Genomic DNA, 19,549 nt, shown 5'->3' on the forward strand with positions numbered 1-19,549 from the left:
CTTGCCCCCGCCGCTACTGTTGCGGCGCGGCGGGGGTCAACAACGTCGAGAACATCAGTCGCAGATGGTCCGACGCCTGCTGGTGCTGATCGGCATCGCCGTCCAGCAGCAGCGCGACTTGCGGCGCGAAATCGGCATAGTGTTGCGTGGTCGACCAGATCGAGAAAATCAGATGGCGCGGGTCCATCCGCGCGATCTTTCCCGCCGCCATCCAATCGGAAATAACGGCGCATTTCTCGTCGAACAGCGGTTTCAGATCGCTTTGCAAGCGCGGCTCCATATGGGGCGCGCCGCGTAAAATTTCACCAGCAAACAAGCGGCTTTCACGGGGCAGATCCCGCGCCATATCCAGTTTGCGCTGCACATAATCCAACAGCTCTGTGCGCGGGTCACCATCGGCGTCCAACTCGACCAGCGGGTCGAGCCATGTCTCCATCAGCTGGCTCAGCAGGGTCGTGTGGATTTCTTCCTTCCCGCTGAAATAATACAATATATTCGGTTTGCTCAGCCCCGCCTCGCTGGCGATCTGATCCAGCGTGGCCCCGCGAAACCCGTAGGTCGAAAACACATCAAGCGCCGCATCCAGGATCACACGGCGGTTGCGCCTTTGGATTCGGCTGGGCTTTTTCTTGGCGGTTGTCTCGGGCATGGCGCGTCCCCTTTCGATGTAAGTGCCTGAAAATGCGGCACCCCACTTCGGACGGGTGGCCCTATGGGAAAGCATTTCTTGACAGACTTAACCCTAGCCGCAATCGTGGATTTACCAAATGGTAAAAATTTACGCCTTGCACAAGGTAGAAAACGCAAAGGAAACCGCTATGGCCGCGCCCGGTGAAAACCTGAAGATCAACCCGGATCGTTTGTGGGACAGTCTGATGGAGATGGCCAAGATCGGCCCCGGTGTGGCGGGTGGCAACAACCGCCAGACGCTGACCGACGAAGACGCCGAAGGTCGCGCCCTGTTCCAGAAATGGTGCGAGGAGGCGGGCTGCACCATGGGTCTTGATACGATGGGCAACATGTTCGCGCAGCGCGACGGCACCGACCCCGATGCGCTGCCGGTCTACGTCGGGTCGCATCTGGATACGCAGCCCACGGGCGGCAAGTATGACGGCGTGCTGGGTGTGCTGGGCGGGCTGGAATTGCTGCGCACGATGAACGATCTGGGGATCAAGACGAAACACCCCGTGGTCGTGACCAACTGGACCAACGAAGAGGGCACCCGCTATGCCCCCGCGATGCTGTCGTCTGGCGTTTTTGCCGGCATCCACACGCAGGAATGGGCCTATGCCAAGACCGATGCCGAGGGCTTGCGCTTTGGCGACGAGCTCAAGCGGATCGGCTGGCAGGGCGACGAAGAGGTCGGCGCGCGCAAGATGCATGCTTTCTTCGAGCTGCACATCGAACAGGGCCCGATCCTGGAGGCCGAAGGCAAGGACATCGGCGTCGTGACCCACGGGCAGGGGCTGTCGTGGACCCAAGTCACCGTGACCGGCAAGGATGCGCATACCGGATCAACGCCGATGCCGATGCGCAAGAATGCGGGGCTTGGCATGGCGCGTATGCTTGAAGCGGTGGACCAGATCGCATGGTCCCACGCGCCGCATGCGGTTGGTGCCGCGGGGCATATCGAGGTCTACCCGAACTCGCGCAACGTGATCCCGGGGCAGGTGATCTTTACCGTCGATTTCCGGTCGCCCGATCTGAGCGTGATCGAGGATATGGAAAAGCGTCTGCGCGTCGAGGGTCAGAAGATCGCCGATGACATGGGGCTTGAGGTCGCTTTTGAAAAGGTCGGTGGCTTTGATCCTGTCGCCTTTGACGAAGGCTGCGTCTCGGCCATCCGTTCCGCGGCAGAGCGGTTGGGGTACAGCCATATGGACGTCATCTCGGGGGCGGGTCACGATGCCTGCTGGATCAACGGGGTGGCCCCGACCGCGATGGTCATGTGCCCCTGCGTGGATGGGCTGAGCCATAACGAGGCCGAAGAGATCACCAAGGAATGGGCCAAGGCCGGTGCCGATGTTTTGCTGCATGCGGTGCTGGAAACGGCTGAGATTGTGGGCTGAACCCGTCGGGGGCCTGAGCGGGCGTGGCCTGGGGGCCAGCCCCCAGACCCCCGGGATTTGGACCATTTGGATGACAGATAGGGGAGAGGACAGATGAGCAAGGTTATCAAGGGCGGCATGGTCTGCACGGCGGATCGCACCTGGAAAGCGGATGTGTTGATCGAGGGCGAGATCATCAAGCAGATCGGCGAGGATCTGGTGGGCGACGAATATATCGACGCCGAAGGGGCCTATGTCATCCCCGGCGGGATCGATCCCCATACCCATCTGGAGATGCCCTTTATGGGTACCACAGCGGCCGAGACATTCGAGACAGGCACCTGGGCCGCCGCCGTGGGCGGGACCACGATGATCGTCGATTTCTGTCTGCCCGGGGCGGACGGGTCGATCAAGAACGCGATCAATGAATGGCACCGCAAATCCGCGCCGCAGATCTGTTCGGATGTCGGCTATCACATGGCAATCACCGGTTGGAACGAGAATGTCTTTGACGAGATGAAAGACGCCGTCGACATGGGGGTGAATTCGTTCAAACACTTTATGGCCTATAAAGGGGCCTTGATGGTCGAGGATGACGAGATGTTCGCATCCTTCCAGCGCTGTGCCGAACTGGGGGCGCTGCCGATGGTCCATGCCGAGAACGGCGATCTGGTCGCGGCCCTGCAGGAGAAGTATTTCAATCAGGGGATCACGGGGCCGGAGGGGCATGCCTATTCCCGCCCGCCCGAACTGGAGGGCGAGGCCGCCAACCGCGCGATCACCATTGCCGATGCCGCCGGCGTGCCGCTTTATATCGTGCATGTCTCTTGCGAGCAGACCCACGAAGCGATCCGCCGTGCGCGGCAAAAGGGGATGCGGGTCTATGGCGAGCCGCTGGTCCAGTTCCTGACCCTGGACGAGAGCGAGTATTTCAACAAAGATTGGGATCACGCCGCACGCCGTGTCATGTCGCCGCCCTTCCGGTCCAAGGACCATCAGGACAGTCTATGGGCGGGCTTGCAGTCGGGGTCGTTGCAGGTGGTTGCCACGGATCACGCTGCGTTTTCGACCGAGCAGAAACGCGCGGGCCGCGATGATTTCCGCATCATCCCCAACGGGTCCAACGGGTTGGAGGAACGTCTGGCGGTGCTCTGGACCGAAGGGGTGGAGACGGGCCGTCTGACGCCTAATGAATTCGTCGCTGCCACCTCGACCAATGTGGCGAAGATCCTGAATATCTATCCGCGCAAGGGCGCGATTGTCGAAGGGGCGGACGCGGATATTGTGGTATGGGATCCCAAGATCAGCAAGACGATTTCGACGGCGAACCACCACTCCATTCTGGATTACAACGTCTTTGAAGGCTTCGAGGTGAAGGCACAGGCGCGCTATACCTTAAGCCGTGGCGAGGTCATCTGGGCTTGGGGGCAGAACTCGCAGCCCAACCCCGGACGAGGGCGCTTCGTGCCGCGGCCTGCTTTCCCGTCGGCCAACCTTGCGCTGAGCAAGTGGAAAGAGTTGACTGCGCCGAAACTGATCAAACGCGATCCGCTGAACATCCCTGGGGGGATCTGAACGCGGGACTATCAACGCAGCGCGGCGGTTGCGCCGCGCTGCCCTGAAGAAGAAAGAGGCCAGCATAGATGCGAGCACGTTGTACGGCAGAAGAGGGACGCAGCTTATGAGCACCGCGCCCGTGATCTCGGCCCAGAACCTATCCCTTACATTTGAAACCAACGACGGCCCTGTGCATGCGCTGAAAGACGTGTCGCTTGATATCGAGAAAGGCGATTTCGTCAGCTTTATCGGGCCGTCGGGCTGCGGCAAGACGACGTTCCTGCGCTGTATGGCGGACCTGGAGCAGCCCACGGGGGGCGAGATCACGGTGAATGGCGTCAGTGCTGCCGAGGCACGGCGGGCGCGGGCCTATGGCTATGTGTTTCAGGCGGCGGGGCTTTATCCTTGGCGGACGATTGGCGGCAATATCCGGCTGCCGCTTGAGATCATGGGGTATTCCAAGGCGGATCAGGCGGCGCGGGTTCGCCAAGTGTTGGAGCTGGTGGAGCTGGCAGGGTTCGAGCGCAAGTTCCCTTGGCAGCTGTCGGGTGGGATGCAGCAACGGGCCTCGATTGCGCGGGCGCTGGCGTTTGACGCGGATATCTTGCTGATGGATGAACCCTTTGGCGCGCTGGACGAGATCGTACGCGACCATTTGAATGAACAGCTGTTGCGCCTGTGGGCGCGCACGCAAAAGACCATCGCTTTTGTCACCCACTCCATCCCGGAGGCGGTGTATCTGAGCACCAAGATCGTGGTAATGAGCCCGCGCCCCGGACGGATTGCGGATGTCATCGACAGCCCTTTGCCGAAAGAGCGCCCCTTGGACATTCGCGAAACGCCCGAGTTTCTGGAGATCGCGCATCGGGTGCGGGAAGGATTGCGGGCGGGGCATGCGGATGATTGATCGCGCGCCTGCTGCCGCCCGGCCCTTCGGGGAGGATTTTCGGACCATCTGGAAGCAGGGGGGCGCGCGATGAGGTCGAGCTTCTTGCCTGTCCTGACTGTGGTCGGGGTCTTGTTTGCGTTGTGGTATGCGGCGGCGGTCTGGCTGAATGCGGACTGGACCTATGACAAGGCCACACGGTCGGGCGAGACGGTGACCGCCACGTCTTTGGTTGCGGATACCTGGGCGCAGAAAAAGCCCAAACTGCCCGCGCCGCATCAGGTCGCGTCAGAGATCTGGGACACGACCGTGATGAAGAAAGTCACGTCGAAGCGGTCCTTGGTCTATCATTCCTGGATCACGCTTAGCGCGACCCTGCTGGGCTTTGGCATGGGCACCTTGCTGGGCGTCTTGCTGGCGGTGGGGATCGTGTTCAACCGGGTGATGGATATGTCGGTGATGCCTTGGGTGATCGCCAGCCAGACCATTCCCATTCTGGCGATTGCGCCGATGATCATTGTGGTTCTGAACGCCGTGGGCGTGTCGGGGCTGCTGCCGAAAGCGATGATCAGCATGTATCTGTCGTTCTTCCCCGTCGTTGTCGGCATGGTGAAAGGGCTGCGCAGCCCTGACCAGATGCAGCTGGACCAGATGCGCACCTGGCATGCCAGTGCGGGCCAGACCTTCTGGAAGCTGCGGTTGCCTGCGTCGATGCCGTATTTCTTTACCTCGCTCAAGATCGCGATGGCTGCGTCGCTGGTGGGGGCCATCATTGGTGAGCTGCCAACGGGTGCCGTTGCGGGTCTGGGGGCGCGGTTGTTGGCTGGCAGCTACTATGGCCAGACGATCCAGATCTGGAGCGCGTTGATCATGGCGGCGGCCCTGGCGGCGTTGCTGGTGGGGATCATCGGCTTGATCCAGCGTGTGACATTGAAACGGATGGGGATGGCGCGATGATCTGGCTGGTTTTTGCCGCAGTGGCCTGGGCCTTTGGCATGTGGGTCAACATCCGGTTGGCGCGATTGCGGCCGGCCCGCTGGGTGTCTTTTGCAGCGCCCTTGGTTTTTGGCGCGACGCTGATCGCTGTCTGGGAGGGCATTGTGCGCGGGCTCGAGATTTCGCAGGTCTTGCTGCCTGCGCCGTCGCTGATTGCCCTGCGGCTGGTGTCATCGCTTGATATCCTTTGGGTGGATTTCGTGCAGACCGTGCTGAAGGGCGCGTTGTCGGGCTATGTGCTGGGCTGTGGTGCGGCCTTTTTGATCGCCGTTGCGATTGACCGTTTCCCCTTCTTGCAACGGGGGCTTTTGCCGGTGGGGAACTTTGTGGCCGCGCTGCCGGTGATCGGGATGGCCCCGATTCTGGTGATGTGGTTCGGCTTTGACTGGCAGTCCAAGGCCGCCGTGGTCGTGGTCATGGTGTTCTTTCCGATGCTGGTGAACACGGTGCAGGGCTTGCAAGCCACCGACGCCATGCAACGCGATCTGATGCGGACCTATGCGGCCAGCTATTGGGCGACGCTGTTCAAGCTGCGCTTGCCTGCCGCGATGCCTTTCGTGTTCAATGGGCTGAAGATCGGCACGACCCTTGCCTTGATCGGGGCGATTGTTGCTGAATTTTTCGGCTCTCCTGTGCGGGGGATGGGGTTTCGGATCTCTACCTCGGTGGGCCAGCTTGCGCTTGATCTGGTCTGGGCCGAGATTGTTGTCGCGGCGATTGCCGGGTCCGCATTCTACGGCGCGATGTCATTGTTTGAACGGCGGGTGACCTTTTGGCACCCGAGCCAGCGGAACTAACGCGGAACTAACCAAGACGACCAACCAACCAAGAGGGAGATATAAAAATGAAAAAACTATCAACATATGTCGCCGGGGCCGCTGTGGGCCTGATGGGGACCATGGCCCAAGCGGCGGATGATGTGACGCTTCAGCTGAAGTGGGTCACGCAGGCGCAGTTCGCGGGCTATTATGTGGCGCAGGACAAAGGGTTCTATGACGAAGAAGATCTAAACGTCACGATCAAGCCGGGCGGTCCGGATATTGCGCCGACACAGGTGCTGGCCGGTGGTGGTGCCGATGTCGCCGTTGAATGGATGCCCGCCGCTTTGGCCGCGCGCGAGAAGGGCCTGCCGATGGTGAACATCGCGCAGCCGTTCAAATCCTCGGGCATGATGCTGACCTGCCGCAAGGATGCCGGGATCGAGACCACGGATGACTTCAAGGGCAAGACGTTGGGCGTCTGGTTCTTTGGCAATGAATTCCCCTTTCTCAGCTGGATGAGCAAACTTGAGCTGCCCACCGAAGGCGGTGAGGATGGTGTGACCGTGCTGAAACAAGGCTTTAACGTGGATCCGCTGCTGCAAAATCAGGCCGCCTGCGTGTCGACCATGACCTATAACGAATACTGGCAGGTGATCGACGCAGGTCTGACGCCGGATGATCTGAACGTGTTCAAATACGAAGAGCAGGGCGTTGCCACATTGGAAGACGGGCTTTACGCGCTGGAAGAGAACCTTGCCGATCCGGCGTTCGAGGACAAGATGGTGCGCTTTGTGCGGGCCTCTATGAAGGGCTGGAAATACGCCGAGGAAAACCCCGATGAAGCGGCGGAAATCGTGTTGGACAACGATGCCTCCGGTGCGCAAACCGAAGAGCATCAGAAGCGCATGATGGGCGAAGTGGCCAAGCTGACCGCAGGCAGCAACGGCGCGCTGGACGAGGCGGATTACGAGCGGACCGTGCAATCGCTGCTGTCCGGTGGGTCGGACCCCGTCATCACGGTAGAGCCGTCGGGCGCATGGACCCATGCGATCACCGACAAAGCCTTGAACTAAGGGGCGCTGGACTACGGGGACACGTCCCCGATACAGTGTAGAAATGCGAAGGGGCTGGCAGCGATGCCAGCCCCTTTTGCGTGGTGAATAAAGCCAGCGGCGTTACAGCACCGTGACCTTGGTGCCGATAGGCACACGTTGGTACAGGTCTTTGACGTGTTCATTCAGCATGCGGATACACCCGTTCGAGACAGAGCGCCCGATGCTGCTGGGTTGGGTGGTGCCGTGGATGCGGAAATATGTATCGCGGCCGTTCTGGAACAGATAGAGCGCGCGCGCCCCCAGCGGATTGGACGGGCCACCGGGTTGCGCATCGGTATTGCCGATGAACCGCGCATAGGTCTTGGGCTCCCGTTCGATCATCTCGTCCGTGGGGCGCCAGGTGGGCCATTCCTTTTTGACGTCGATCGTCGCGGTGCCGGTAAACTCCAGCCCCGCCTTGCCGACGCCCACACCGTATCGCATGGCCTGACCGGGGGCGGTCACCAGATACAGGTAGTGGCTGCGGGGCAGGATCAGCAGTTCGCCCACGGCATATTGTGGTTTGATCGACACCATTTGCGGCGTGGGGTCATAGGCGGCACCCGCGGCAAACAGCGCGTGGGGAAAGGCGAGGGCGGCCAAAGAACCTGCGATAAACTGACGGCGGCGCATGGGGGGCTCCTTTAGGATGTGATGCCGGTATTTTGCCCCTTGGGTTGTGTTTGGCAACCCTGAGGACATAAAAAAACCGGCTGTCCCGTGAGGGTCAGCCGGCAAATTCATCCTGCGGGCCTAAGGCCCTGCATGGCTTATGCCAGTGCGATGTTCGACGCGGATTCGCGGCCGTCACGGCCAGCTTCGATGTCGAATGTCACTTTCTGGTTGTCGGCCAGACCGGTCAGGCCTGCGCGCTCAACAGCGGAGATGTGTACGAATACATCTTTGCTGCCGCCATCGGGTGCGATAAAGCCGAAGCCTTTTGTTGTGTTGAACCATTTTACGGTGCCAGTGGCCATATCCGTAGTCTCCTCTAGTATGCCATCCGCGTCGTGCGATGGCTTGGCGTTGTCGGTCTGGATCGAAGTCTGAACGCCGTATGAGGGAGACAGTTGGTCGAAAAAGAATAACGTTAGCCATTCGGATATGGCAGGTCGTGGGGATTCGCGCAAGGGGCTGTCAATGGGCCTTGAAAAACAGGCCGATCCTTGCTGATTCCGGCACATTTGCGCCGTATTCTTCGGAGGGGCAAGGTGAAACCCTAACGCGCATTGGCGGAGGCAGCGGGACAAAGGGTTAACGGATTGGCCGAAATTGCCTAACTGCTGCCAGATTCATCTGCGATTTTGCTCCGAGCCATAAGAGAATTTAACCAGTCCCCCTTCTGCCGACACGACAACGAGTGAGCCACCGTATGAAAATCCTAGCCGTAGATGACGATCCCACCATTCTTGACCTGTTGCGCGACTGTCTGACGCCGTCGCTGGGGTTCGATCTGGTCTGTGCGGACTCGGCCGAGGATGGGTTGGCCAAGATCGACGAACACGGGGCAAGCTTTGACTGCTTTCTGCTGGATATCATGCTGCCCGGCGTTGACGGGATCACCCTATGTGACGACATCCGCAATATGCAGGCCTATAAAAGTGCGCCGATCATCATGATCACCGGCAGCCGGAAACATGATCTGATGGACACCGCCTTCCGCGCCGGGGCGACGGATTTCATCTTCAAGCCCTTGAACGGGATCGAGTTGGGCGCGCGTATCAACATGGCGGGCATGCTCAGCGACAGCCTGCGGCGTGAACGCGAGGCCGCGCATACGCTGGCGGAGCTGTCGGGCCTGATGAAGGTACGGGTCGAGGAAAGCTTTGATCTGAACGTTGTCGGCGTCGACGATTTGCACGGGTTCGAAAACCACATGCTGCGTCTGCCAGAAGGCTGCTATGCCATGAGCCTTTTTGCGGTCAAACTGCCACAGATCCGCAATATCTTCGAGGCCGCAAGCCCGGCTGAGTTCTGTCGCCAGATGGGCTTGGTTGCGCAGGCCACGGTCGCGGCGCTGGCGCATGAGAAATGCTTTATGGGCTATGCGGGCGAGGGGATCATCGTGGGCACCGTGATGGGCCGCCACCGGATCAAGCCCGAAGAGATACAGAAAGACATCGAAGACATCCTGTCCCATGATGGCACCGCCGCACGTATCGGCGGGGATTTCAGCGCCGATGTCACGGTGAAGCTAGTGTCGAACCAGCGGCTGTGGTCGGGGCTGTCTGCCTGCAACACGCTGCGCGATTTTCTGGGCCGTGAAACGGTACCCGACAGCACCAGCACCGACCGCACCGATGGCTATGCCGAGCTAGCCGACGGGCTGTAACGGCACACCCGTGCCGCGTGGCTGCGGCGCGTTGACCACCACATAGAAAGGCCCCCGCAGTTTCCTGCGGGGGCCTTTTTCTTAAAGCTTTCGCCTAGATCAGCGCGAGAATTTTTTGTGCTTCATGCGCTTGGGTTCCATGGCGTCTTCGCCCAGACGACGCTTCTTGTCCTCTTCGTAGTCAGAGAAGCCGCCTTCGAACCATTCAACATGCGCGTCGCCTTCAAAGGCGAGGATGTGCGTACAGATCCGGTCAAGGAAGAAGCGGTCGTGCGAGATGACCACGGCACAGCCCGCGAAATCGACCAGCGCGTCTTCGAGCGCGCGCAGGGTTTCAACGTCCAGATCGTTGGTAGGTTCATCGAGCAGCAGCACGTTGCCGCCCTCTTTCAGCAGACGCGCCATGTGCACACGGTTGCGTTCACCGCCCGATAGCAGGCCGACTTTCTTCTGCTGGTCACCGCCCTTGAAGTTGAAAGCGCCGCAATAGGCGCGGGAGTTCACTTCGGCATCGCCAAGCTTGATGATCTCGGCCCCGCCCGAAATGGCCTGCCAGACGTTGTCATCAGGGTTCAGGTCATCGCGCGACTGGTCAACATAGGACAGATCAACGGTATTTCCGAGTTCGATCGTGCCGGTATCGGGTTGTTCATGGCCGGTGATCATCTTGAACAGGGTCGATTTACCCGCGCCGTTGGGGCCGATCACGCCGACGATCCCGCCTGGCGGCAGAGAGAAGTCCAGCTTTTCGATCAACAGCTTGTCGCCCATGGCTTTGGACAGGCCCTCGACCTCAAGCACCTTGTTGCCCAGACGGGGACCGTTGGGGATAACGATCTGGGCGCGCGTCAGGCGTTCGCGCTCTGAGCTGTCGGCCATCTCGTTATAGGACTTGATCCGCGCTTTGGATTTCGCCTGACGGGCCTTGGCCCCCTGACGCATCCATTCCAATTCGCGCGACAGTGTCTTTTGCTTGGACTTGTCCTCGCGGGCTTCCTGTTCAAGCCGTTTGGCTTTCTGGTCGATCCAGCTGGAATAGTTCCCCTCGTAGGGAATGCCATTGCCGCGGTCGAGCTCGAGGATCCAGCTGGTAATGTTATCCAGGAAGTACCGGTCGTGGGTGACGATCAGGATCGTGCCCTTATAGTCGATCAGGTGCTGTTGCAGCCACGCGATGGTTTCCGCGTCCAGGTGGTTGGTCGGTTCGTCAAGCAGCAGCATTTCGGGCGCTTCAAGCAGCAGCTTGCACAGCGCCACGCGGCGGGCTTCACCACCGGACAGTTTGGTCACATCGGCATCGTCGGGCGGGCAGCGCAGGGCTTCCATCGAGACGTCGATCTGGCTGTCGAGATCCCAGAGGTTCTCCGCGTCGATCTGATCCTGCAAGGCGGCCATTTCGTCGGCTGTCTCGTCGGAATAGTTCATCGCCAGTTCGTTGTAGCGGTCCAGAATGTCTTTCTTGGCCTTCACGCCCAGCATGACATTTTCGCGCACGGTCAGGGCGGGGTCCAGATAGGGTTCCTGTTCCAGGTAGCCGACCTTGGCCCCTTCAGCGACCCATGCTTCGCCCGAGTAATCCTTGTCCTTGCCGGCCATGATCTTCATCAGCGTGGATTTACCCGCGCCGTTGACACCGACCACACCGATTTTCACACCGGGCAGGAAGTTCAGGTTAATGTTGTCGAAACACTTTTTGCCGCCCGGGTAGGTCTTTGAGACACCGGACATGTGATAGACATATTGATAGGCGGCCATTGAGAATCCTCGGATAAGCTGAATACGGTTTGGAACGTGCAATATCGCCACAGGCGGGCAAGAGCAAACATTCAATATATAAGGCCTGTGCCGCGGTTTTGAAGCCCGCCCGTTACCGGGCGATTCACAGGGCGCAGGGGCGAGACGCACAAAGCGCTGATCGCGCGGGCGGCAAAGGCTATTTTCCGATAACTATCCCTTTTTACCGTTTTCGAGCGGTGAACTGGGGACGAATGACCGAATTTTACGCGAAATTCAGTCGAAAAAAATTTTGGACCTCGTTTATATTCGCCTAATCCGGGTGCGTTCAGCGCCCCGGTACAACGCGGCCGCAAAAAGACCGCGTCATACACAAAGGGACAAATACATGACAGCATCCACTATTGTTGTTGGACTGGACGGGGGGGAAGCCGGGGCGCGCGCTTTGGATTTCGCAACGAAACAGGCCAAATTGATTGGCGATTGCGAGCTCAAGCTCGTTTACGTGATTGAATGGTCTCCATTCAGCTTCCAGACCTCGGAAGAGAATGACCAGCGCCACAAGCGGCGCGAAGAGGAACTGGCACTGGCCCGCGAACGTATCGTCGATCCGGCGGTCAAGAAGGTCAGCGAAGACGGCGTCACCGTTCAGGGCATCGTGAAACACGGCGACGTGGCCGATATTCTGGACGATCTGGCCAAGAAGCACGGCGCACAGCAGATCGTGGTGGGCCGTGTCGGTCTGCGCGGCCTGAAAGAGCGTATGTTCGGCGGCGTAACCGGCCGCTTGGCTGTGGCGTCCCGCGTGCCTCTGACGATCATTCCTTGAAAGGTCATATCATGAAAAAATTTCTGACAACGGGTGCGGGGGCTGCTGCTGTCTCTGCCTTGCCCATGGTTGCCGCGGCGCAAGAAACCGTCGGCATGGATCAACGCATCAATGATATCTTCGCGGGTTCGACGGGCTGGTTCGTCAATCTGATCTTCATGTCGCTACCCGGCACCAACTTCCCGTGGATCGTGCTGTGGCTGGTGGTCGCGGCGACGGTATTTACGCTGTATTTCGGCTTCATTCAGGTCAAGGCGTTCTGGCATGCGATCTCGCTGGTCAAAGGCGATTATTCCGATCCCGATGACGCGGGCGAGGTGAGCCACTTTCAGGCGCTTGCAACGGCGCTGTCGGGGACTGTCGGTCTGGGCAATATCGCGGGCGTCGCGGTGGCCGTGGGCATCGGCGGTCCGGGGGCGACCTTCTGGATGATCCTGGCCGGTTTGCTGGGCATGGCCTCAAAGTTCACCGAATGTACGCTGGGTGTGAAATACCGCAATGAATACGCCGATGGCACCGTTTCCGGTGGTCCGATGTACTATATGACAAAGGGCTTCAAGGAGCGCGGCCTGCCTTTGGGCGGGGTGCTGGCGGTGATCTTTTCGATCTTTACCATCGGTGGTGCCTTGGGTGGCGGGAATATGTTCCAGGCCAATCAGGCCCATGCGCAGCTGTCCGGTATCATCGGCGACTACCCTGGCTGGATCACGGGCATCGTCTTTGCCGCAGTGGTCTTTGCGGTCATCGTCGGCGGGATCAAATCCATCGCCAATGTCACCGAGAAAATCGTGCCGCTGATGGGGGTGATCTATGTTGGTGCCGCGCTGATCATCCTGATCGTTGAATACGACAAGATCGGTTGGGCCTTTGGCCAGATCTTTGAAGGCGCGTTCAGCGGCTTGGGCGTTGCAGGCGGTCTGGTTGGCGCGCTGATCCAAGGCTTTAAACGGGCGGCGTTCTCGAACGAGGCGGGTGTCGGCTCGGCGGCGATCGCACACTCTGCCGTGCGCACCAAAGAGCCGGTGACCGAAGGCGTCGTTTCCCTGTTGGAGCCCTTCATCGATACCGTTGTTATCTGTACGATGACCGCGCTGGTGATCACCATCTCTGGCGTGCTGGTGATGGACCCCGAAACGGGCCGCTTCATCCTGAATGACGCAGGCACCGCGATCCAGACCATCGACGGGTCAAGCGGCGTTCAGCTGACATCGGCTGCCTTTGCGACCGGATTCAGCTGGTTCCCCTATGTGCTGGCGCTGGCGGTGATCCTGTTCGCCTTCTCCACCATGATCAGCTGGTCCTACTACGGGCTGAAGGCGTGGACCTATCTGTTCGGTGAAGGCAAAACCAAAGAGATCGTGTTCAAGGTCATCTTCTGCCTGTTCATCATCGTGGGGGCGGCGGCCAATCTGGGCGCGGTTATCGACTTCTCTGATGCGATGATCTTTGCGATGGCGGTTGTGAACATCACGGCGCTGTACTTCCTGATGCCGATCGTGAAGCGCGAGATGAAGAGCTATTTCGCGCGGTTGAAATCCGGCGAGATCAAGAAGTTCGTCGATTAACGCGCGGATAACGCGATTGACAAAGGGGCGTTGCTGCCCTTCTTTCGGCCCCTGATGTATATCGGGGGCCGTTTTCGTTGGGTTATCCATTTCCATATGCGCCCCCGGGGCAGGTGATCGGGCTGCTTGGCGGGTCGTTCGATCCGGCGCACGAGGGTCACGCCCATATCACCCGCGAGGCGATCAAGCGTTTCGGGCTGGATCGGGTGTGGTGGATGGTCAGCCCGGGCAATCCGCTCAAGGCGCATGGGCCGGCCCCGATGGCGTCCCGTTTGACCCGCGCGCGCGAGGTGATGCAGCACCCGCGGGTCGAGGTCACCGATATCGAGGCCCATCTTGGCACCCGCTACACCGCGCAAACTCTTGCCGCGCTGCGGGCCCGCTATCCCGGTGTGCGCTTCGTCTGGCTGATGGGGGCGGATAATCTGGCGCAGTTCCACCTGTGGCAGGACTGGCGGCAGATCATGGAGACAGTGCCCCTAGGGGTGCTTGCACGGCCCGGCCAGCGCATATCAGCGCGGATGAGCCACGCCGCGACGCTTTATGCATCCTACCGGATTTCGGGGCGGCAAAGCCAGCTCTTGGGGCAGGCACCTGCCCCCGCGTGGTGTTTCGTGAACGTCCCGATGGTCGATGTCAGCTCAAGCGCGATCCGGGCCGCGGGCAAATGGTCAGCGCAATCTGGCAGAGGCGATACCCGCCCCTAGGATCATCGCCATGCCGGCCCATGTCAGCGCATCGGGCCATGCCCCAAACACCAGCCACCCCAGCCCCACGGCGGACAGCAGTTGCAGATACACCAGCGGTGCGACCTTGGTCGCAGGGGCCATGCGATAGGCGTATAACATCAACAGGTTGCCCAGCATCGAACACAGCGCGCTTGCGAGGCTTAGCCCCAGGACAGGGCCGGACAGCGGCGGGAAATAGACCAGCCCCAGCGGCAAAAGCAGCAGCCCGCTGATCACCAACTGGCTGAAGGTCAGCGCAAGGGGCGGGGCCAGATGCGACAGCCAGCGCGACATCGTGAGGAACACGCCATAAAGCGTCCCCGCGATCAGCGCCCAAAGCAGCCCTGGACTGGGTTCAAGCCCCGGTCGGACCACGACCAGCACCCCCAGAAACCCCGCTACGATCAACGCGCTGCGCTGAAGCGATATCGCCTCGCGCAGGAAGAGCGCGGCCAGCACATAGCTGAGCAGCGGACCGATAAAGAAGGCGGCAAAGACATTGGCCACGTCCTCGGTCACCAGTGCTGTCTGGATGCAGGTGATGCTGCCGCACAGGATGGCGGCACGGACCCAGATGCGCCAGTTGCCGAACAGGGCGCGCGTTTGCGGCGGGGCGAAGGGCACCAGCAGCAGCGCCCCTATGGCAAACCGCGACCACGCCACAAAAACGGGGGCCACGCCAAGCTGTGAGGTCAGGATCTTGCCCGCGCTGTCGCCTGCGGGAATCAGTGACATGGCGACAAACATGATCAAAATAACGCGTTGCATGTTTTGTCAGTTAGCATGGGCCCCCGCCCATGAAAATGTGATTTGCAAGCGCTTGTGTCGCTCTGTCCTGTCAGGTTTAAGTCGCCCCATGAAAACTGTTTTATCCCGTCGTCTGTTTCTGAGTACCGCTGCGGCGGCTGTTGTGGCTCCAGCGGCCTTTGCGGCCCCGCCAACTGAATCGCTGCGCCCCGTTCTGCGCGGGGACGATCTATTCCGGCAGGCGATCCCCTCGGCGCAAGAGCTGATCGACAAGGCGCGGTTGAACGGGGCTGTGACCTTTAGTCTGGCGGATGCGGAAACCGGTGCGGTGCTGGAACAGAACGGCCCGCTTGACGGGATGCCCCCGGCGAGCGTGACCAAGGCGATTACCGCGCTTTACGCGCTGGATACCTTGGGCGCAGCGCATCAGTTCCAGACGCGCATCATGGCGACCGGTGGCATTGTGGACGGCGAAGTGCAGGGCGATCTGATCCTTGTGGGCGGGGGCGATCCGACGCTGGATACGGACGGGCTGGCCAAAATGGCCGATGACCTCAAGGCGGCGGGCATTATCGGCGTCAAAGGCGGGTTGAAAATTTACGAACGCAGCCTGCCGGTCTTCCCGTTGATTGATGCGGATCAGCCGGATCATGTGGGCTATAACCCCGCTGTGTCGGGGCTGGCGCTGAACTTTAACCGCGTCCACTTTGAATGGAAGCGCGAGAACGGCAGCTATTCGGTGCTGATGGACGGGCGGTCGGGGTCTTATCGCCCTGACGTGGCGATGGCCGCGATGGAGATCAGCGACCGCAGTGCGCCGGTCTTTGCCTATCGTGACGCAGGCACCCGCGATGACTGGAGCGTCGCGAAAAGTGCCTTGGGCAATGGTGGGTCGCGCTGGCTGCCGGTGCGCAAGCCGGGGCTGTATGCGGGCGATATCTTTAAGACATTGGCGGGGGCACAGGGCATCCGTCTGCGCGACATGGCGTTGATCACCAGCTTGCCCGAGGGCGAGGTGCTGGTGACCCGTTCCAGCGCGCCGCTGCGCGATATCCTGCGCGATATGTTGAAGTATTCCAATAACTTGATCGCAGAGATGGCGGGGCTGTCCGCCACGGTTTACCGCACGGGCACGCCCGCGTCACTGCGCGCGTCCGCGGCAGAGATGAACGTGTGGGCCAAGGCCAATCTGGGCATGGATGCACCCGCGCTGGTGGACCATTCGGGGTTGGGCGAAGACAGCCGCGTGACCGCGCAGGATATGGTGACGGCGCTGGTGCGGGTCTATGGATCGGGCACGTTGAAACCGTTGCTCAAGTCGATTTCCCTGCGCGATTCCAAGGGGCGGCCCGTGCAGGATCACCCGATCAAGGTGGAGGCGAAGACCGGCACGTTGAACTTTGTCTCGGCCTTGGCGGGGTATCTGACGGCACCGGACGGGCGGGTGATGGCCTTTGCCGTGTTCACCGCCGATATGCCTCGTCGCGCCACCCTAACCCGCGCGCAACGCGAACGCCCCGAGGGGGGGCGGGCGTGGAACGGGCGCTCCAAACGGTTGCAGCAAGGGCTGATCGAACGCTGGGGGGCGTTCCATGTGGCTGCGGATTCGGCGTCCCTTTGATCGCGGTGACGCGGCCTATTTGACGTGACGGGCGCGGGCACCGCGTTCGATGGCGGCGGCGTGCAGGCGGTCGAGGTCAAGCTCGTAGCGGATTTCTTCCAGCAGACGTAATTCGGCTTCGTCCAACGTGCCGTCGGCGGCGGCCACATCGCAGGCCAGCGCATAGGCCGTTTCGTTCAGCCGGTCGGGCAGCGCGCCCTTGATCAGGCCGAACAGGGCATCCAGCCCGTCTTCCTGTTCGAACAGGTCGAACACCATCGAGCTGACAGAGCTGATGCGGTCCACATCATAGCCGGAAAAGACGGGGAGCATGTTTACAGCCGTCTGGATCTTGAGCAATTCGGTGGTGCGGATGTCCTCGTCTGAGGCGGAAACCGCGATCATCACGGCGACAAGGCAATCCTGCGCGCTGAGGGTGAGGGAGGTGTCGTCATTCATGCGCATTTCCGTTCGGTCATTCCGTTGATCTGCAGATTATTGACGGGCCTACGGGGACGCAATAGGTACGGGCTGCCTGCGCGCATTGGGTGCGGGGTGAAAATGATGGAATTGATGACATGTCGCAGATGCGTGAAGCAGCCCTAACCAGTAAAGCGTGGCCGTTCGAGGAAGCACGTCGGGTGTTGAAACGCTATGCAAACAAGGCCCCCGAGAAGGGATACGTCTTGTTCGAGACCGGCTATGGCCCGTCGGGTCTGCCGCATATCGGGACCTTCGGCGAAGTTGCGCGCACGACGATGATCCGCCGCGCATTTGAGCAGATCAGCGACATTCCGACGCGGCTGGTGTGCTTTTCGGACGATCTGGACGGCATGCGCAAGGTGCCGGGTAACGTGCCCGACCCCGCCGCATTGGAAGAACATCTGCAGCGCCCGCTGACATCGGTGCCCGATCCTTTCGGCAAATACGACAGCTTTGGCGCGCATAACAACGCGATGCTGCGGCGTTTTCTGGATACCTTCGGGTTCGAGTACGAGTTTATCTCGGCCACGGAGTTCTACGGCTCCGGCAAGTTCGACGAGGTGCTTTTGCGCGCCGCTGAAAAGTATGACGAGATCATGGAAGTGATGCTCAAGTCGCTGCGCGAGGAGCGTCGGCAGACCTATTCGATCTTCCTGCCGATCCACCCTGAAACAGGGCGGGTAATGTATGTGCCGATGAAAGAGGTCAACGCCAAGGAAGGCACGATCACCTTCGACGATGAAGACGGCACCGAAATGACGCTGCCGCTGACCGGTGGCAATGTGAAGTTGCAGTGGAAGCCCGACTTTGGTGCCCGTTGGGCCGCCCTTGATGTCGACTTTGAGATGTACGGCAAGGATCACAGCACCAACACGCCGATCTATGACAAGATCTGCCGTATTCTGGGCAACCGCCCGCCCGAGCATTTTACCTATGAGCTGTTCCTTGATCAGGACGGGCACAAGATTTCCAAATCGTCGGGCAATGGTCTGACCATCGACGAATGGTTGACCTATGCCAGCGCGGAATCGCTGTCGTATTTCATGTATCTCAAGCCCAAGACGGCCAAGCGCATGTATTTCGACGTGATCCCCAAGGCGGTCGACGAATACCACCAGCAGCTGCGCGCCTATGAGACGCAGGACGACAAGGGCAAGCTGAACAACCCCGTTTGGCATATCCACGGGGGCGATGTGCCCAAGTCGGATATGGTTGTGCCCTTCTCGATGTTGCTGAACCTCGCGTCGGTCTCCTCGGCCGAGGACAAGTCGCAACTGTGGGGCTTTATCCAGCGGTATGCGCCGGATGCGACGCCCGAAGGCAACCCCGGTATGGATGCGGCGGCCGAGCATGCGGTGCGCTATTACAATGATTTCGTGAAGCCCGCCAAAGTGTTCCGCGCCCCTTCCGAGCTGGAGCGGGAAGCTTTGGAAGACCTGCGGGACCAGCTGAAAACATGGGACGGCGGGCTGGATGCCGAGGCATTGCAAACGATGGTTTTCGCCGTCGGGAAAGAGCGTTTCGACCCGCTGCGCGACTGGTTCACCGCGCTTTACGAAGTGTTGCTGGGCGCCAGCCAAGGTCCGCGTTTCGGTGGGTTTATCGCGCTGTATGGCGTGGATGAAACGGTCGCCCTGATCGACGACGCGTTGGCGGGCAAGCTGACCACGGCGTGAAACTATTGCCCTATGATGTGCGTGGCTTAGGTTAAGTTCAACACATCATAGGGAGCATTCTCATGCGTGGCGCGGTTCTTTCGGCCTTTTTCGGGATGGTTTTGACCTTTGCGACGGCGTTTGGTGCCATGGCGCAGCAGGCGGATATCGAAAGCACGATCAACGGCCAGTTCGAGGCTTTCAAGGCAGATGATTTCGAGGGTGCCTTCGCATATGCGAGCCCCAATCTGCAGATGATGTTTCAATCTACCGAGAATTTTAAACGTATGGTGACCACGGGCTATCCGATGGTCTGGAAACATGCCGAAGTGCGGTTTCTGGACCTGCGCGAGATCGCCGGTGCGCAGTGGCAGAAGGTGCAGGTCACGGACCTGAAAGGATTTACCTATTTGCTGGATTATCAGATGGTTGAGACGCCCGAGGGCTGGCGTATTGCCGCCGTTCAACTGCTGGATGCGCCAAGCGTTTCTGCCTGACAGGCGCGACATCTTTGGTACGCTCATGTGACCGCCT

At 60.2% G+C, this 19,549-nt stretch carries 19 protein-coding genes; 13 read left to right on the forward strand and 6 right to left on the reverse strand.

The window, feature by feature from the left end:
• Window positions 1-13: 13 nt before the first annotated feature.
• On the reverse strand, window positions 14-649 hold the full coding sequence (locus tag SJY36_RS02110) for a TetR family transcriptional regulator C-terminal domain-containing protein (RefSeq protein ID WP_009825997.1): 636 nt from the start codon (window positions 647-649) through the stop codon (window positions 14-16).
• Between the two features lie 169 nt (window positions 650-818).
• Between SJY36_RS02110 and SJY36_RS02115 the strand changes: the two genes are divergently transcribed.
• The 6 genes from SJY36_RS02115 (at window position 819) to SJY36_RS02140 (ending at window position 7,321) form a co-directional block, all read left to right on the forward strand.
• Complete coding sequence (locus SJY36_RS02115; RefSeq protein WP_005851376.1) at window positions 819-2,069, forward strand: Zn-dependent hydrolase; 1,251 nt, start codon at window positions 819-821, stop codon at window positions 2,067-2,069.
• A 93-nt stretch (window positions 2,070-2,162) separates the two neighbouring features.
• Entirely contained in the window at window positions 2,163-3,623 is a 1,461-nt protein-coding gene (gene hydA, locus SJY36_RS02120) for a dihydropyrimidinase (RefSeq protein WP_386172729.1), read from the forward strand.
• A gap of 106 nt (window positions 3,624-3,729) precedes the next feature.
• Window positions 3,730-4,512, forward strand: coding sequence for an ABC transporter ATP-binding protein (locus tag SJY36_RS02125; RefSeq protein WP_005851381.1), 783 nt, complete (start codon window positions 3,730-3,732; stop codon window positions 4,510-4,512).
• A 69-nt stretch (window positions 4,513-4,581) separates the two neighbouring features.
• Window positions 4,582-5,448, forward strand: coding sequence for an ABC transporter permease (locus SJY36_RS02130; protein ID WP_009826002.1), 867 nt, complete (start codon window positions 4,582-4,584; stop codon window positions 5,446-5,448).
• The gene (locus tag SJY36_RS02135) at window positions 5,445-6,284 is read left to right on the forward strand and encodes an ABC transporter permease (protein ID WP_243251177.1); all 840 of its coding nucleotides are present in this window, start codon (window positions 5,445-5,447) and stop codon (window positions 6,282-6,284) included. The genes SJY36_RS02130 and SJY36_RS02135 overlap by 4 nt, the downstream gene beginning before the upstream one ends.
• A 47-nt stretch (window positions 6,285-6,331) precedes the next feature.
• Window positions 6,332-7,321, forward strand: coding sequence for an ABC transporter substrate-binding protein (locus SJY36_RS02140; protein ID WP_005851387.1), 990 nt, complete (start codon window positions 6,332-6,334; stop codon window positions 7,319-7,321).
• A 102-nt stretch (window positions 7,322-7,423) separates the two neighbouring features.
• Here the strand turns inward: SJY36_RS02140 and SJY36_RS02145 are convergent, their stop codons facing one another.
• Together SJY36_RS02145 and SJY36_RS02150 are read right to left on the reverse strand one after the other, a co-directional pair.
• Window positions 7,424-7,975, reverse strand: coding sequence for a L,D-transpeptidase (locus SJY36_RS02145; RefSeq protein ID WP_005851389.1), 552 nt, complete (start codon window positions 7,973-7,975; stop codon window positions 7,424-7,426).
• Window positions 7,976-8,112: 137 nt separating this feature from the next.
• Window positions 8,113-8,319, reverse strand: coding sequence for a cold-shock protein (locus SJY36_RS02150; RefSeq protein WP_005851393.1), 207 nt, complete (start codon window positions 8,317-8,319; stop codon window positions 8,113-8,115).
• A 395-nt stretch (window positions 8,320-8,714) separates the two neighbouring features.
• Here SJY36_RS02150 and SJY36_RS02155 point away from each other — a divergent pair, with 395 nt between their 5' ends.
• Window positions 8,715-9,674 carry a two-component system response regulator gene (locus tag SJY36_RS02155; protein ID WP_005851395.1) on the forward strand — a complete coding sequence of 320 codons (960 nt, stop codon included), beginning with the start codon at window positions 8,715-8,717 and terminating at the stop codon, window positions 9,672-9,674.
• A 99-nt stretch (window positions 9,675-9,773) separates the two neighbouring features.
• Here the strand turns inward: SJY36_RS02155 and ettA are convergent, their stop codons facing one another.
• Complete coding sequence (ettA, locus tag SJY36_RS02160) at window positions 9,774-11,429, reverse strand: energy-dependent translational throttle protein EttA (protein ID WP_005851397.1); 1,656 nt, start codon at window positions 11,427-11,429, stop codon at window positions 9,774-9,776.
• A 367-nt stretch (window positions 11,430-11,796) separates the two neighbouring features.
• On the opposite strand from ettA, the gene SJY36_RS02165 reads away from it, so the two are divergent.
• From SJY36_RS02165 to SJY36_RS02175, 3 genes are all read left to right on the forward strand, one after another.
• Window positions 11,797-12,237 (forward strand): universal stress protein, encoded by a 441-nt coding sequence (locus SJY36_RS02165; protein WP_005851399.1) that lies wholly within the window; start codon window positions 11,797-11,799, stop codon window positions 12,235-12,237.
• Window positions 12,238-12,248: 11 nt separating this feature from the next.
• Window positions 12,249-13,802: a sodium:alanine symporter family protein gene (locus SJY36_RS02170; RefSeq protein WP_168592809.1), complete on the forward strand. Its 1,554-nt coding sequence runs from the start codon at window positions 12,249-12,251 to the stop codon at window positions 13,800-13,802.
• A 77-nt stretch (window positions 13,803-13,879) separates the two neighbouring features.
• Window positions 13,880-14,509 (forward strand): nicotinate-nucleotide adenylyltransferase, encoded by a 630-nt coding sequence (locus SJY36_RS02175; protein WP_386172733.1) that lies wholly within the window; start codon window positions 13,880-13,882, stop codon window positions 14,507-14,509.
• Here the strand turns inward: SJY36_RS02175 and SJY36_RS02180 are convergent.
• Entirely contained in the window at window positions 14,474-15,298 is an 825-nt protein-coding gene (locus SJY36_RS02180) for an EamA family transporter (protein WP_340287482.1), read from the reverse strand. The two genes, SJY36_RS02175 and SJY36_RS02180, sit on opposite strands and share 36 nt — an antisense overlap.
• Before the next feature lie 88 nt (window positions 15,299-15,386).
• Here SJY36_RS02180 and SJY36_RS02185 point away from each other — a divergent pair, with 88 nt between their 5' ends.
• Complete coding sequence (locus tag SJY36_RS02185; protein WP_005851407.1) at window positions 15,387-16,898, forward strand: D-alanyl-D-alanine carboxypeptidase/D-alanyl-D-alanine-endopeptidase; 1,512 nt, start codon at window positions 15,387-15,389, stop codon at window positions 16,896-16,898.
• A gap of 15 nt (window positions 16,899-16,913) precedes the next feature.
• Here the strand turns inward: SJY36_RS02185 and SJY36_RS02190 are convergent, their stop codons facing one another.
• The gene (locus SJY36_RS02190) at window positions 16,914-17,336 is read right to left on the reverse strand and encodes a tellurite resistance TerB family protein (RefSeq protein WP_037944901.1); all 423 of its coding nucleotides are present in this window, start codon (window positions 17,334-17,336) and stop codon (window positions 16,914-16,916) included.
• Window positions 17,337-17,455: 119 nt separating this feature from the next.
• Between SJY36_RS02190 and SJY36_RS02195 the strand changes: the two genes are divergently transcribed.
• On the forward strand, window positions 17,456-19,036 hold the full coding sequence (locus SJY36_RS02195; protein WP_386172736.1) for a lysine--tRNA ligase: 1,581 nt from the start codon (window positions 17,456-17,458) through the stop codon (window positions 19,034-19,036).
• A gap of 62 nt (window positions 19,037-19,098) precedes the next feature.
• Window positions 19,099-19,512, forward strand: a complete 414-nt coding sequence (locus SJY36_RS02200; RefSeq protein ID WP_386172738.1) for a DUF4864 domain-containing protein — start codon at window positions 19,099-19,101, stop codon at window positions 19,510-19,512.
• Window positions 19,513-19,549 lie beyond the last annotated feature (37 nt).

Source organism: Sulfitobacter sp. R86518 (assembly GCF_042466275.1).
Classification (GTDB): domain Bacteria; phylum Pseudomonadota; class Alphaproteobacteria; order Rhodobacterales; family Rhodobacteraceae; genus Sulfitobacter; species Sulfitobacter pontiacus.

What these genes read in the sequence shown, in the direction of transcription:
- SJY36_RS02180 (WP_340287482.1), bottom strand. Translation starts at nt 15,298, where the DNA reads ATGCAACGCGTTATTTTGATCATGTTTGTCGCCATGTCACTGATTCCC.
- SJY36_RS02125 (WP_005851381.1), top strand. Translation starts at nt 3,730, where the DNA reads ATGAGCACCGCGCCCGTGATCTCGGCCCAGAACCTATCCCTTACATTT.
- hydA (WP_386172729.1), top strand. Translation starts at nt 2,163, where the DNA reads ATGAGCAAGGTTATCAAGGGCGGCATGGTCTGCACGGCGGATCGCACC.
- SJY36_RS02200 (WP_386172738.1), top strand. Translation starts at nt 19,099, where the DNA reads ATGCGTGGCGCGGTTCTTTCGGCCTTTTTCGGGATGGTTTTGACCTTT.
- SJY36_RS02150 (WP_005851393.1), bottom strand. Translation starts at nt 8,319, where the DNA reads ATGGCCACTGGCACCGTAAAATGGTTCAACACAACAAAAGGCTTCGGC.
- SJY36_RS02170 (WP_168592809.1), top strand. Translation starts at nt 12,249, where the DNA reads ATGAAAAAATTTCTGACAACGGGTGCGGGGGCTGCTGCTGTCTCTGCC.
- SJY36_RS02135 (WP_243251177.1), top strand. Translation starts at nt 5,445, where the DNA reads ATGATCTGGCTGGTTTTTGCCGCAGTGGCCTGGGCCTTTGGCATGTGG.
- SJY36_RS02145 (WP_005851389.1), bottom strand. Translation starts at nt 7,975, where the DNA reads ATGCGCCGCCGTCAGTTTATCGCAGGTTCTTTGGCCGCCCTCGCCTTT.
- SJY36_RS02195 (WP_386172736.1), top strand. Translation starts at nt 17,456, where the DNA reads ATGTCGCAGATGCGTGAAGCAGCCCTAACCAGTAAAGCGTGGCCGTTC.
- SJY36_RS02115 (WP_005851376.1), top strand. Translation starts at nt 819, where the DNA reads ATGGCCGCGCCCGGTGAAAACCTGAAGATCAACCCGGATCGTTTGTGG.
- SJY36_RS02185 (WP_005851407.1), top strand. Translation starts at nt 15,387, where the DNA reads ATGAAAACTGTTTTATCCCGTCGTCTGTTTCTGAGTACCGCTGCGGCG.
- SJY36_RS02165 (WP_005851399.1), top strand. Translation starts at nt 11,797, where the DNA reads ATGACAGCATCCACTATTGTTGTTGGACTGGACGGGGGGGAAGCCGGG.
- SJY36_RS02130 (WP_009826002.1), top strand. Translation starts at nt 4,582, where the DNA reads ATGAGGTCGAGCTTCTTGCCTGTCCTGACTGTGGTCGGGGTCTTGTTT.
- ettA (WP_005851397.1), bottom strand. Translation starts at nt 11,429, where the DNA reads ATGGCCGCCTATCAATATGTCTATCACATGTCCGGTGTCTCAAAGACC.
- SJY36_RS02140 (WP_005851387.1), top strand. Translation starts at nt 6,332, where the DNA reads ATGAAAAAACTATCAACATATGTCGCCGGGGCCGCTGTGGGCCTGATG.
- SJY36_RS02155 (WP_005851395.1), top strand. Translation starts at nt 8,715, where the DNA reads ATGAAAATCCTAGCCGTAGATGACGATCCCACCATTCTTGACCTGTTG.
- SJY36_RS02110 (WP_009825997.1), bottom strand. Translation starts at nt 649, where the DNA reads ATGCCCGAGACAACCGCCAAGAAAAAGCCCAGCCGAATCCAAAGGCGC.
- SJY36_RS02190 (WP_037944901.1), bottom strand. Translation starts at nt 17,336, where the DNA reads ATGAATGACGACACCTCCCTCACCCTCAGCGCGCAGGATTGCCTTGTC.